Here is a 13931-nt window from a genome sequence, read left to right on the forward strand (position 1 = left end):
ATCGGGGAACACCCTGATTAACGTTATAATGCTCCCCCATGCGCCGATTATACTTTACTGCCTACTTTAACCTTTCTTATTCTGTAACTCACACATCCTTCAACACTCTCCGCTCCCGTCCCCAAAACATCATTACAAAGTAACTAAATCATTCTATTACTTATCTTTAGTATAACTATCACCTATGATTACACTATCGAACACCTAACTAACCTATAATGATCTCATAATCAACCACACCAGCATGCATAAATTCACACTATTTTCATAAATAATTCACTTTGATGCAACATTCAAAAATACCCGATGTCTTATAACCCGAAAGCTGTAAAACTTGGAAGCCTTATTCGTTGATAAACATTACAACTTAGTAGTTGAATGTAAGCAGGGCAGTAAAAAAGCCTGCTATGAACTGTATAAACTATATGCTAAAGCGATGTTAAACGTCGCCTTTAGGATAGTGGGCAATGTTGCCGAGGCTGAAGATGTTTTACACGAGTCGTTTTTAGATGCTTTTAAGCGGATAAAAGATTTCAGGCAGGAAACAACGTTTGGATTATGGCTAAAACAAATAGTGGTAAGCCGGTCAATTAACTTATTACGCAAAAGAAAGGTAGAGCTGGTTGAGCTTGACGAAGATTTAAATAATATAATTGACGAGGAGCAGGAGGACGAGGAAGAAACGCAATATAAAGTGGCCCTGGTAAAACAGGCTATGAATGAGCTGCCCGAGGGTTATAAACAGGTGATATCCTTATACCTGATAGAGGGATATGATCATGAAGAAATTGGACAGATATTAAATATTACAGAAAACACATCAAGAACACAGTTTTTGAGAGCTAAAAGAAAATTGAGCGAGATTTTAAACAGGAAAGGAATAATACAATGAGCAAGCGATTAGAGGATTTTATAAAAACCAACCGGCAAGAATTTGACGACCTGGAACCAAGAGCAAATTTATGGAGCAGGATTGAAATAGAATTACCACAACAATTTACAGAACAAAAGCGCGAGGCTAAAACATTTTCATTAGGGTTTGTTCTACGCGTTGCCGCAATAGTGATCATGGTGATGGGTGCATGTTTTTTTACTTATTTACGTCGCCAGCCGGCAACGGTTAACTATGCAGCCATAAACCCTGAGTATGCCAAAAAACGGGTACAGTATACCTCGCTGATAGCAACCCAGCGCACCGAGCTTAAAAGCATCGCAAAATCAGACCCGCAACTTTACAAAGAGTTTACCGCCGAGATTGGCAAAATGGATTCTACCTATAAAAAACTAAATAAAGATTTATTAACCAGCCCTAACCAGGAAGCTGTTTTGCGTGCAATGATCCGGAACTTGCGGGTACAAACAGAGGTACTGAATCAACAACTTAATGTAATTGAACAATTTAATGAATTTAAAAGTCAGCAAAAAAATGAAGTTAAAAATATATAACATAGTCCTGATGGCATTGGCAGGCCTTATGGCTTATCATACCGCCGGTGCACAAACTGGAGCACCGGTTCCGGCAACGCCGCCTTCGCCGCCTGCCGCACCGATGCCAACAAATATTATCATTTCCAATGACCTGGCTTATGAAGCAAATCCGCAGGTTACCCCGGAGGTTTATTATTATAATGACGGATCGCAGGATACTGCCTACCGTAATAAAATGAATAAGCTGAGAGAAAAGATGCGCCAGCTTAATAAAGAAATGTCCGATCTGAGCCGCGAGGAAAGCAAGAAAAACCTTGCCGCGTCACAGGAAAAAATGACCATCCTGCGCAAAGGCATGCGCATTAGGTTAGACTCTTCTTTTAACAAGAGCTTTAGCAGCACTTTCGATCACCTGCGTTTTAATAATTTCGACTCGGATGTTAATTTGCAGAAACAGGTAGCCAGCGGCGATGTAAAAGAAAAAAGCAAAACCTTTACCAAAAGCTACCCGGTTGATGTTAATGACAAATTACAAATTGATAACCGTTATGGTAAAATAACCGTAAACACCTGGAACAAAAACGAGGTAAAGGTTGATGTTGATATTAAAGCTTACGCTAATGATGATGCCGACGCTCAGAAATTACTTGACCAAACTACAATTAACAGTAGCAAAGAGGACAATACAGTAGCTTTTACAACGGCTATTGACCGTGGCGAAAGTTCATGGTGGGGCACTATGTCACAAAATGGCAAAGTAATAAAAGTACACAAGGTTATTATTAACTACACAGTGTATATGCCGGCAAAAAATGCGTTAACTATTAATAACAGGTATGGCGCTGTTAGTTTGCCTAATTTAGATGGTAAACTAAATATCAGTAACAGCTATGGCGGGCTGGTAGCAAAGGCATTAACCAATGCAGATAACGTGATAGTTGTCAGATATGGCGATGCCAATATAGCCAGCCTTACGGGTAGCAAGCTAAACGTGGCTTATGGCAGCCTTGATCTTACATCATGCGATAACGTGGACGCAACATTAAGCTATAGCCCCGCAAAAATTGGCAAACTAAGTTCGTCAGGCACTTTTAACGTGCGTTATGGTAACGGATTGGAAATTAGCGATGTTGGTAAAAATCTAAAAACGCTGAATATTACCTCAGCTTATGCACCTGTAAAATTGGGATCGTTAAATGATATCAATGCTGATTTTGATGTGACCGTACATTATGGCGATTTTGTTTATGACAACTCAACAAACGTAACCAGCAAAACGCCAGATAATGAAAGAGGATTTACTTCTACAAAAAATTATAAGGGCCATATAGGCAAAGGTAATGCCGATAAGGTGATTACCATAAAAACCAGCTACGGCCCGGGTGTTAAATTTGACTAGCAATCAAAGCGGCAAGATTATAAAAAGCGGCTATTGCTAAAGACAATAGCTGCTTTTTATATTTAATAACAAAGCTGTGCTGATTTTGACTTCACTCCAAGTCAAAAAACCCGGCACAATAATCCCTTCAGGTACTCCCCTTCTGCAAATGACGATCTAACCGGATGATCCTCCGGTTGGCAAAACTGGTAAATAAACTGCACCTGTTTGCCAGCGTCTAACGCCGCCCAGGCAAGCACCTGCTTAAAGGTTTCCATATTCATAGCGCCAGAACATGAATAAGTGGCCAGGAGGCCCCCGTTATTCAAAAGCAGCATAGCCAGCCTGTTCAGATCTTTATAGGCCCTGGAGGCTCTATCCAGCGCCGAGCGCGATGGCGCGTATTTAGGCGGATCAAGCACAATGATATCAAACAATGCTCCTTCTTCCCTGAAAACACGCAATTGCTTATTTACGTCAGACTGGATGGCGATGTGTTTCTGGCTATCCAGTTTATTTAAAAGGATGTTCTCTTTTAAAGTTTCAATAGCCAGCGCCGAGCTGTCAACACTGGTTACCGATATCGCACCGTTATGTAAAGCGTTTAGCGTGAACCCTCCGGTATAACTAAAGCAATCCAGCACTTTTTTGCCTTTGGCATAACTGGCTACTATTTTGCGGTTATCGCGCTGATCGCAATAAAAACCTGATTTCTGCCCCTCGGCTATGTTGATGTTATAAATTATGCTGTTCTCTTTTACCACGACAGATTCTGGCGGATTATCGCCAAACAAAACCACATTATCCGTCTCCAAACCCTCGTGCTGTCTTGATGAGGCATCGCTTTTGTCAAAAATACTTGTCGGGTTTAACAACGTTCTTAGTTCGTCAATAATAACCGGCATCATCTTCTCAATGCCCGATGTTAGTACCTGTACCGCTAAATGATCGGCATATTTATCAACTATAAGCCCGGGCAGGTAATCCGACTCGCTGAATATCAGCCGGCAGGTATTGGTTTCGCCGCCGCTTAACAGTTCATTACGGCCGGCTACCGCAACAGCTACTTTGTTCCTGAACCAATCTTCATTAACGGTAACTTCTTCATCCCACTCCAGTAACCGTAACGCAACCCGCGACTGATCGTTATAAAAACCATAAGCCATAAAATCGCCTTTAGCGTTTATAAGGCGTACAATATCCCCGTTAGCGGGTTTCCCCTTAACCTGTTCAATCGCTCCCGAAAAAACCCACGGGTGGCGATGAAGTACCGCTTTCTCCTTACCTTTTTTTAATATGATGTCGATCATGGCTGCAAAGGTATCAACACCCCTCTAAATCTCCCCTAAGGGGAGGCTTTTATTTTAAAATACTTTTTAGGGAGAAGATTTAGGCCACAAAAAAACCCGGACTAAGCCGGGTTTCTTCACTATTATATTTGTTATTATTACTGGCCCACCATAAAGCTGTTGTTAAAGGTTCCGCCGTCTGGATAACGGCCGCTTATTACAACCGCGCCATTTTTAACGTTGGTTATCGCTTTATCAATATCAGCAACACTGTTTATTGGTTGTTGATTGATCTTGGTAACTACCGACCCAACCGGAACTTCAAACTGGTCAAACATTCCGCCCTCACGTACCTGGGTAACCAAAACGCCGCCGTTAACATGGAACTTGGCTTTTTGATTTGGTGTAAGCGGCATAAAGCTTGCGCCTAACCTGTTATATAACTCGGCTGCTGATTTAGATATCACCGCAGCTTTGCGCTCAGTTACCTCTTCAGGTTTAAGGGTTACAGTTATGTTTTTCTCTGATCCGTTACGTAAAATAGTCAGGTTAATTTTATCGCCGGGCTGTAAACGGCCCACGCGCTCCTGCAAGTCAGACGATTCATAAACGGTAACGCCTTCAACTTTGGTAATGATATCGCCTTCCTTTAAGCCGGCAGCTTCACCGCCACCACCAGGCAATACACTACGGATATATAAACCATTGGTTTTATCCGTTTTTAAATCGCCAATCTGGTCAGACTCGCTCAGGTCTGAGAAGCTAACGCCGATTAAACCACGTTTAACCGCGCCATATTTCTTAATATCGTTTAATACTTTTTTGGCTAAGTTAATCGGGATAGCAAATCCATAGCCTTCGTATGATCCGGTATGTGAAGCAATTGCCGAGTTAATACCAATCAATTCGCCTTTGGTGTTTACCAGTGCGCCACCGCTGTTACCAGGGTTAATGGCAGCATCGGTTTGTATAAATGACTCAATGCCGGCTTTAACTTTAGGTGTTGTTGAATTACGGGTTGGCCCAAACGGGTTGCTATCCTCATCGTCATTATCACGGCCGATAATACCTATACCACGGCCCTTGGCGCTAACAATCCCCGCAGTAACTGTCGAGGTTAAATTAAAAGGGTTACCTACTGCCAGTACCCACTCGCCTACCTTGGCATCGTCAGAGTTACCTAATTTTACGATAGGCAGATCATTTGCTTCAATTTTTATTAAAGCCAGGTCTGTATTAGGGTCTGTACCGATAACTTTAGCAGTAAAACGGCGGTGATTATTTGTAGTGATCTCTATTTTATCAGCTTTGGCCACCACGTGGTTATTGGTTACGATATACCCGTCAGGAGATATGATAACCCCGGAGCCCGAAGCCATTTGCGGTGTATTTTGGCGCGGCATGCGCTGGCCAAACATATCGCCAAACATACGTTGCAATTCGTCCTGTTGTGAATTCTGGGCCGAATTTGAGTAAGTTGTGCGGATATAAACAACTGCGGGCGTTACCGCCGCAGCTGCCTGGGTAAAATCAACCTCACCTGCTGATGATGTAATGGGCGATAAGTGATTACTTGCAAAGTAAACCTGCTGCTTATCATCAAAGCTCATGTTATCAGCATACTTTTTCTCGACTAATTTGTAAGTACCCAGCGCCATGGCGCCGCCTACAAAAGCCGTTAATAACGTTAAACCTATTCTTTTCATCTTATTATTCCTTATTTATTGTTTCTGTTATACTATTTTTGCAGCTCAAATTTAATACCATATAGACGGTATCTGCAACAATAAGTTATCGCAACTTATGTTAAAAAATGTTAAATTTAAACCAATGGCCGGTTTTGTTGTTTTGGCCGGCTGTTTGACTGATAAAACTACAATTTAATCCAATAAGTGTGAAGATACATTTTTATAAATACCAGGGAGCAGGCAATGACTTTATATTGGTTGATAACCGCCAAAACGCTTTAGATCATCACAATGTAGAGCTGATAGCTCATTTATGCGATCGTCGTTTTGGCATCGGCGGCGATGGTATTATGTTTCTTCAAACCAAAGAGGGTTATGATTTTGAGATGGTTTATTACAATGCCGACGGCCAGCCAAGCAGCATGTGCGGCAATGGCGGGCGCTGTATTGTGGCCTTCGCAAAATTTTTGGGCATTATAAAAACAGATACAGATTTTTTGGCAGTAGACGGCCCGCATCATGCCAAAATTTCAGAAACCGGCGATTGGGTGAGCCTGCAAATGATTGATGTTGATTCCATTACCAACGATGCTGATGCATATGTGTTAAATACCGGGTCGCCGCATTATGTAATCCTGGCTACTGATGTGGCTAATAAAAATGTTTATGCCGAAGGCCATGCCATCCGTAACAACGATACTTACCGGGCTAACGGCATCAATGTAAATTTTGTTGAACCAAAAGCTAACGGCTATTTTGTGCGCACTTTTGAGCGCGGTGTTGAGGATGAAACCTATGCCTGCGGAACGGGTGTTACCGCTGTGGCGTTAGCCATGGCCAAACATTACAACCAAACCGGCAGTATTGAAACGCCCATAAAAGTTTTAGGCGGCGATTTAAATATCCGCTTTAATTACGATGGCATTAGCTTTACCAACATTTTTTTAGAAGGACCTGCAGTACAGGTTTTTGAAGGGCGGGTGGAGATATAAGTATCACTATCTGTCAGGCAATACCGTCACCTTATTCATCTGTAGCTATAAGTTCAGGTTATTTTATCACCGAGGGCTTTATCCACACTGTTAATAATTATTTAACACAAAAAATTTCCACTTACTGCAAATTCTGTTTACGTTTGAATTTTTTGTTGATGTAGCTTCTCTAAAATTTTCTCAGGAAGCTAATGTTACGCGTAGATAGTTCAAAACCATGTCAGATAATTTATGCCATTGCCCGGCATGAATATTTAGGCTATGTTATTGAACCCCATATAGTTCAGTTAAACCCCAACGGCGAATTTTCTTTAACCTACCAGCGCCTGTTTTCAAATACGGCAATTGAGTTTACACACTGTATCGATGATACCGATGTCAAACTAATTAAACTGCTGGAAGAGATTGAGCAGGGTAACGTCATTAAAAGATTTTACAAAAAGCCCATCCGTCCGTCCGAATTTTTTGCGAAGATATTTACTGAACAGCTTTTTGATACCATCCGCCCAAAAATTGAAAAGAAAATGGCTGATGCGCTGGGCCTGCTGGGCAACAAGCAGATTTATTTAATGAGCAAAGAGGGCTACCCTGCAGAGCGTAAATTAAAGATTGCCGATGAAGCAGCTTCTGTGTTGTTCCATTTCAGGCGCAATGAAGAAGAGATTCGTTACTTCCCCACCATTAAGTACCAGGGGATGCGGATTGAGTTTATGTTTAAAAACGCCGAGATTATTTGTAACCACCCGGCCTGGATGCTGATGGACGACACCCTTTATTATTTTGATAAAGAGATTGAGGGAAAAAAGCTGTTCCCATTTTTAAACAAGCGGTACATCGCCATACCGCGTTCGTCCGAACAATCATATTTCGAAAAATTTGTGGCGCCGCTTATTGAGAAGCACAACGTCTATGCCGAGGGCTTTACCATTGACACCGAAAAGCACGAGGCGCTGCCGATGTTGAAACCCATATACGTTGAGGGCGGCACCTCACAACTGCAGCTCTATTTTAAATATGCAGGTTATATTTTTCCTTACGGCGATGGCAGGCATATCTCGGTACGTATGGAGCGTGACGGGGACAGTTACACGTTTCACCGTATAAAACGCTCAGTAACCTGGGAAAAGAATAAACTTACCCAATTGGAAGCATTGGGGTTAAAAACCGTTTCGTCACTGTTCCAGAATTTGGAGGTGGTACATAATGATGACGATACAAATAAAGCCTTTTCTATTTTTGAATGGCTGAACCAGCATCATGATGAGCTGGCCGGACTGGGTTTTATAATCGAACAACCCGAAGGGCAAAAACGCTATGTTTTTGGCACCAGCAAAATCGACCTCGAAGTTAAAGAGGATAATGATTGGTTTGATATCAACGCCTTTGTTAATTTCGGGCCGTACCGTATCCCGTTTATCCAGTTAAAAAACCATATTCTTAACCATAAAAAAGAATTTGTCCTGCCATCCGGCGAGATTGCCGTGATACCCGAACAATGGTTTTCGCAATACGGTAACCTGTTGCATTTTAGCGAAAGCGGCGACCAGCTTAAACTGCGCAGGCACCATCTGGGCCTGGTAAATGACCTGGCCGGCGAAATGGCAGAAGTTACCATGAGCCGCAAGCTGCAAAAGCTAATGGATTTTGAGCAACTGGACGAGGTGCCCATGCCCGAACATTTTTCAGGCAGTTTAAGGCCCTATCAGCAGGCGGGCTATAACTGGTTCCACTTTTTAAAGAACTTTCATTTCGGCGGCTGCCTGGCTGATGATATGGGCCTGGGTAAAACCATACAAACCCTGGCCCTGCTGCAAAAACATAAAGAAGATACCGAGGCCGAAGGCAGCAAAAGCACATCGCTGGTTATTATGCCAACGTCATTGATTTACAACTGGCTTAACGAGGCTAAAAAATTTACGCCGCAATTAAGGCTGATGGTGCATACAGGCACGTTCCGCTATAAATCGCCCGAGGTTTTTGCCAATTATGATGTGGTGATAACTACCTATGGTATTAGCCGGATAGATATTGAACTGTTTAAGGCTTTCTTTTTTGATTATGTGATCTTGGATGAGAGCCAGAATATTAAAAATCCGTCATCAAAATCATTCCAGTCGGTTAAGCAACTAAAATCGCGCTTTAAGCTGATACTAAGCGGCACGCCGGTTGAAAACTCGGTTAATGATCTGTGGACACAAATGTCGTTCATCAACCCTGGCCTGCTGGGCGCCCAACAGTATTTCATTAACGAATTTGTGACCCCTATTGAAAAGAAAAAGGACGAAGATAAGGCCCGCAAACTACAGGCTCTGATCAAACCTTTTGTACTGCGCCGCACCAAAGAACAGGTGGCTACAGAGCTGCCGCCGAAAACCGAGAACCTGTTCTACTGCCAGATGAGCGAAGAACAGGCATCGGTATATGAAGAAGTAAAATCTGAGTACCGCAATGAATTATTAAAAAGCCTGGAGGACGGCACCTTTGCCAAAACCCAGATCCAGGTACTGCAGGGCCTTACCAAACTGCGCCAGATAGCCAATCACCCCTACATGATCGATCAGGAATATGAGGGCGACTCGGGCAAGTTTGAAAACGTTACCCATACGCTCAACACCGTTTTAGACGGCGGGCATAAAGTGCTGATATTTTCGCAGTTTGTAAAACAACTGGGCATTTACCGCAGGCATTTTGATGAACAGCATATCCCCTACGTTTACCTGGACGGCGCCACCCAAAACCGCGGCGACGTGGTTAAGCAGTTCCAAGAGGATAAAAGCACCCGCGTATTTTTGATCTCGATAAAGGCAGGCGGCGTAGGTTTAAATTTAACTGAAGCCGATTACGTTTTTATCCTCGACCCCTGGTGGAACCCGGCTGTAGAGCAACAGGCCATTGACCGCACGCACCGCATAGGCCAAACTAAAAATGTGTTCATCTATAAATTCATCACCAAGGATACCGTCGAAGAAAAGATCCTGGCGCTGCAGCAACGCAAGCTTAGCATGTCGCGCGCGCTGATCACTACCGAGGAGAGCTTTATCAAGTCGCTGTCCGCAGATGATATTAAAGAGATACTTGGGTAACCTCTTCCGCTATCCACCCTTGGGAAGATCTAGCGGGGAGCCAAACACCCACCCCACTTTCTTGTTACCCTTAAACACGGATGCACAGTTCCAATATTTATAAGGAAACGGCTGGCCAAATTGTAAACTATCAAACACTACCTGCTAAAAAATGAGCAAGCATATATTATTAACCGGCGGCACGGGTTTGGTTGGCCGCAAGCTTACCGAACTTTTACTGGATAAAGGCTATAGGGTTAGCCACCTTAGCCGTAAACCCGGCACGCACCCAAACATTACCACTTATTTATGGGATGTTAACAATGGCGAAATTGACGAGGCCTGCATCGATGGTGTTGACACCATTGTACACCTGGCGGGCGCCGGCGTTGCCGATAGCCGGTGGACAGCTAAGCGCAAAGAAGAAATTATAAAAAGCCGCACCAAATCAATCGGGCTTATTTATAAGGTGTTAAAAAGCAGGGACCACCAGGTAACCTCGGTGGTCTCGGCATCGGCAACGGGCTATTATGGCGACAGGGCTGACCAGTTACTTAACGAAGACAGCGCCCCCGGCACCGATTTTCTGGCCAACTGCTGCCTGCAATGGGAGCATGCGGTTGATGCCGGCGAAAGTTTGGGCCTGCGGATAGTAAAATTCCGCACAGGCGTGGTGCTGGATGCAACGGGCGGCGCATTAGCCAAACTGGCCGGGCCGGTTAAATTTGGCTTTGGCTCGCCGTTGGGTAATGGTAAACAGTGGATCCCCTGGATACATGAGCGTGATGTTATCCGGATGTATCTTTATGGGATAGAGAACGAAAATTTAACCGGCGACTATAACATGGTAGCACCTAACCCGGTTACCAATAAGCAACTAACCAAAGCTATCGCCGGCGAGTTGCACCGCCCCTTATGGCTGCCCAAAGTGCCCGCATTTGCCTTAAAACTAATACTGGGCGAAATGAGCGCCGTTGTTTTAAACAGTACAAAAGTATCGGCACAAAAAATTGAGGAAATGGGCTTTAAGTTTCAATACCCTACTTTGATGTGGGCATTGAAAGAGATCTATAAATAACAGGTGTTCCACTTTGCGTGAGCGGAACGAAGCGGAACACCAGGAACACTTCGGAACACCCCGGAACGAAGCGGAACACTCCGGAACACCCCGGAACACTTCGGAACATCCCGGGTCAAAACCAGCAATAACACATTTAAATAATAATGACACAACAAACCACCATCTTCTGGTTTCGTCGGGATTTGCGGCTGGATGATAATGCAGGCCTTTATCATGCCTTAAAAAGCGGCAACCCGGTGCTATGCCTGTTTATTTTTGACCCGGCGATATTGAATCAGCTGGATAACAGGCACGATACCCGGGTAACCTTTATTTATGATACCCTTGTTGATCTGCATAACAAATTGCAACAACATGGCAGCAGTTTATTGGTAATTCATGATCCGGTGGACCAAGCCTGGCAACAGGTTTTAAAAGATTACGACGTTGCGGCAGTTTATACTAATCATGATTATGAGCCTTACGCCAAAACACGCGATGAAGCTATTGGCAAATTATTGACCGGGCAGGGCATCGCCTTTAAAACTTACAAGGATCAGGTAATTTTTGAAAAGGATGAGGTGACTAAGGACGATGGCAGGCCCTATACTGTTTTCACCCCCTACAGCCGTAAATGGAAGCAAAAGCTGAATGATTTTTACCTGGGATCTTATCCCGTAAAAAAATATTTAAACAACCTGCTTAAAACAGTGCCCCTGCCTATGCCCGCTTTAAAGGATATTGGCTTTGAGCTAAGCAGGCAGGACATCCCGGGTAAAAACTATGAAACTATTATAGATAACTATGCCGAAAAACACGATTACCCGGCTATAAGGGGCACTTCGCATATCGGCATACATTTAAGGTTTGGTACCGTCAGCATCCGTAAACTGGTAACTGATGCCAATAATGCCACAGAAAAAACCTGGCTTAATGAGTTGATATGGCGCGAGTTTTATATGATGATATTACATCATTTCCCTAAAACGGTGGACCAGGCGTTCAGGCCGGAGTATGACCGGATCAAATGGATCAATGATGAGCGCCAGTTTGAGGCCTGGTGCAGGGGCGAAACAGGTTTCCCGCTGGTTGATGCGGGCATGCGCGAACTGAATGAAACCGGTTTTATGCATAATCGTATCCGGATGTTAACCGCCAGTTTTTTAACAAAAGATCTGTTGATCGACTGGCGCTGGGGCGAGCGCTATTTCGCTGCCAAATTGCTCGACTATGAAATGGCAAGTAACGTAGGCGGCTGGCAATGGGCGGCCGGTTCGGGCACAGATACTGCTCCATATTTCAGGATCTTCAGCCCCGATGCGCAGTTAAAACGTTTTGATCCGGAATTTAAATACATCAAAAAATGGGTTCCGGAGTATGCTGATTTCAGCAGCTATCCTAAACCCATTGTTGATCACGCCTTCGCGCGCGACCGCTGTTTAAAAGCCTTTAAAGCCGCCCTGAATCAATAATCAGGGAGAAACGCCAATTACCCTTACACCGTATTTTACAATACTATTTGGCGGGATACTGCTTGACAGCTTACCATAAGCTAATGATGATGGTATTAAAAACGTCATCAACGAGCCGGCAGTTCCATATTTTTTCAGCCCGCTTTGCACGCCCGGTATCAAATCGGGTATATCAAAACCCGTACCGCCTGCATCATTAAACTGGCTGGCAATGGTGCCGTTAAGCAGCCATGTTGTATAGGTTACCACAACACTGCTATTATTGGTAATAGGCACGGTTCCTGTCCCGGGCTCATCTATTGAATACCAATAACCATCAGGGTCCTGCTTCATGCCGGTTAAACCGTTAGTGGTTATATAGTTTTTTATAACCAACTGATCGTAGGCGTTTTGTGCAGCCTGGTCGCCGATGATATGAACATAATAATCAAGGCATTGATTACCATTGATCCGGCCCGTAGTTACGGTACTGCTACCCACTCCCGCGCCCGAAACACCATAAGCCAGCCTTGACGGTACAATAACCCGCATAATGCCGCCGGCATGTTTAAGGTTGTTATAGATAGCCTCCTGCAAACCCGTTACCGCAAGGCCCAGAGGATAAGTGGTAGAGGATACATGGCCCAGGAAACCATCATAATGATTGGCAATTGTATCCGTTGATACATATTTACCATCAATACTCTGTACCGTAAAAACCATTGATATATTGCTTGAATATTTTAATGCTGTATCTCTTCCGGGGTTAATGATCTTATAATATATACCAGAGGTATCGCGCGTCATCCCGCTTATTCCGTTGGCACTTATATAGGCTTTGATCTGGTCCTCGTCATACTGATTGATGGTTGGATCATATCTATCCTTACGGCACGATACCAGGGCTATAACAGCAAATAATAAAAAAGTAAAAGTAGTTTGTTTCATTTGTATGTATGTTTCATAAAGCCCGGCACTTTCTTAATCTGCGGGCCTATGCTTTATAAGCTATTTAATTTTATATATGGTCCTGAAAAATTCAGTGCCGGTTGTTTATTAATTAACGATATCGTACAACTGGATATCAAAATCAAGCACCGCGTTTGCCGGCAATCCGTCTTTCAATCCAAACACCACACCAAGCTGCGGTTGCGCGGCAGGCCCGTAGGCGTATCGTGATGGAACCAGCAATCTCACCTGTCCACCCCTTTTAATTTGGGGGATCCCCAGTTGCCACCCCTTTATCACCTGCGACAATACAAACGACGGGTGAAAATCATTTGTTTGTGCAAATATTTGTCCGCCTGGTAATAACCTTCCGGTATAACCCACAGTAACCTGGGTTGAGTTGGTAAACAAATCATTACCTGTCCCCGGCTGCTCTACAATATAGTAAACACCCGAGGTGTCAATTTTAGTTGCAACAAGCGAGGGATTAGCTTTTAAATAATCGGCAACGATCTTGTCATCAATAGCCGCCTGTGCCTTATACCCTGCCAAACCACCTTCTGATGTTTTTTTACAGGCCGAAAAACCCAGGCAAAAAAGCAATATTATTAATGCAACCCTATTCATTACGTTTC

General features: G+C 43.7%; 11 protein-coding genes. 7 read left to right on the top strand and 4 right to left on the bottom strand.

Features of this window, described 5'->3' with window-relative positions; genetic code table 11:
* Window positions 1-334: 334 nt before the first annotated feature.
* Genes LJ658_RS09005 through LJ658_RS09015 form a run of 3 tightly spaced genes read left to right on the top strand, consistent with a single transcriptional unit; the run spans window position 335 to window position 2827 of the window.
* Window positions 335-892, top strand: a complete 558-nt coding sequence (locus LJ658_RS09005; RefSeq protein WP_230546162.1) for an RNA polymerase sigma factor — start codon at window positions 335-337, stop codon at window positions 890-892.
* The gene (locus LJ658_RS09010) at window positions 889-1446 is read left to right on the top strand and encodes a hypothetical protein (protein ID WP_230546163.1); all 558 of its coding nucleotides are present in this window, start codon (window positions 889-891) and stop codon (window positions 1444-1446) included. The genes LJ658_RS09005 and LJ658_RS09010 overlap by 4 nt, the downstream gene beginning before the upstream one ends.
* Window positions 1427-2827, top strand: coding sequence for a hypothetical protein (locus tag LJ658_RS09015; RefSeq protein WP_230546164.1), 1401 nt, complete (start codon window positions 1427-1429; stop codon window positions 2825-2827). The genes LJ658_RS09010 and LJ658_RS09015 overlap by 20 nt, the downstream gene beginning before the upstream one ends.
* A 101-nt stretch (window positions 2828-2928) precedes the next feature.
* Here LJ658_RS09015 and LJ658_RS09020 read toward each other — a convergent pair whose 3' ends face one another.
* Together LJ658_RS09020 and LJ658_RS09025 are read right to left on the bottom strand one after the other, a co-directional pair.
* A complete protein-coding gene (locus tag LJ658_RS09020; RefSeq protein WP_230546165.1) occupies window positions 2929-4116 on the bottom strand; it encodes a class I SAM-dependent rRNA methyltransferase in 1188 nt (395 codons plus the stop codon).
* A 137-nt stretch (window positions 4117-4253) separates the two neighbouring features.
* Entirely contained in the window at window positions 4254-5801 is a 1548-nt protein-coding gene (locus LJ658_RS09025) for a Do family serine endopeptidase (RefSeq protein ID WP_230546166.1), read from the bottom strand.
* 188 nt (window positions 5802-5989) lie between these two features.
* On the opposite strand from LJ658_RS09025, the gene dapF reads away from it, so the two are divergent.
* The 4 genes from dapF (at window position 5990) to LJ658_RS09045 (ending at window position 12369) form a co-directional block, all read left to right on the top strand.
* Complete coding sequence (gene dapF, locus LJ658_RS09030) at window positions 5990-6775, top strand: diaminopimelate epimerase (protein WP_230546167.1); 786 nt, start codon at window positions 5990-5992, stop codon at window positions 6773-6775.
* Between the two features lie 191 nt (window positions 6776-6966).
* Window positions 6967-9858 carry a DEAD/DEAH box helicase gene (locus LJ658_RS09035; RefSeq protein WP_230546168.1) on the top strand — a complete coding sequence of 964 codons (2892 nt, stop codon included), beginning with the start codon at window positions 6967-6969 and terminating at the stop codon, window positions 9856-9858.
* A 151-nt stretch (window positions 9859-10009) separates the two neighbouring features.
* Window positions 10010-10915, top strand: a complete 906-nt coding sequence (locus LJ658_RS09040) for a TIGR01777 family oxidoreductase (RefSeq protein ID WP_230546169.1) — start codon at window positions 10010-10012, stop codon at window positions 10913-10915.
* Window positions 10916-11061: 146 nt separating this feature from the next.
* Window positions 11062-12369: a deoxyribodipyrimidine photo-lyase gene (locus LJ658_RS09045; RefSeq protein ID WP_230546170.1), complete on the top strand. Its 1308-nt coding sequence runs from the start codon at window positions 11062-11064 to the stop codon at window positions 12367-12369.
* Here the strand turns inward: LJ658_RS09045 and LJ658_RS09050 are convergent, their stop codons facing one another.
* Both LJ658_RS09050 and LJ658_RS09055 read right to left on the bottom strand, forming a co-directional pair.
* Entirely contained in the window at window positions 12370-13296 is a 927-nt protein-coding gene (locus LJ658_RS09050) for an FKBP-type peptidyl-prolyl cis-trans isomerase (protein ID WP_230546171.1), read from the bottom strand. It abuts the gene before it with no gap.
* Between the two features lie 108 nt (window positions 13297-13404).
* A complete protein-coding gene (locus LJ658_RS09055; protein WP_230546172.1) occupies window positions 13405-13923 on the bottom strand; it encodes an FKBP-type peptidyl-prolyl cis-trans isomerase in 519 nt (172 codons plus the stop codon).
* Between the last annotated feature and the right edge of the window lie 8 nt (window positions 13924-13931).

Source organism: Mucilaginibacter sp. UR6-11 (genome assembly GCF_020880695.1).
Taxonomy (GTDB): domain Bacteria; phylum Bacteroidota; class Bacteroidia; order Sphingobacteriales; family Sphingobacteriaceae; genus Mucilaginibacter.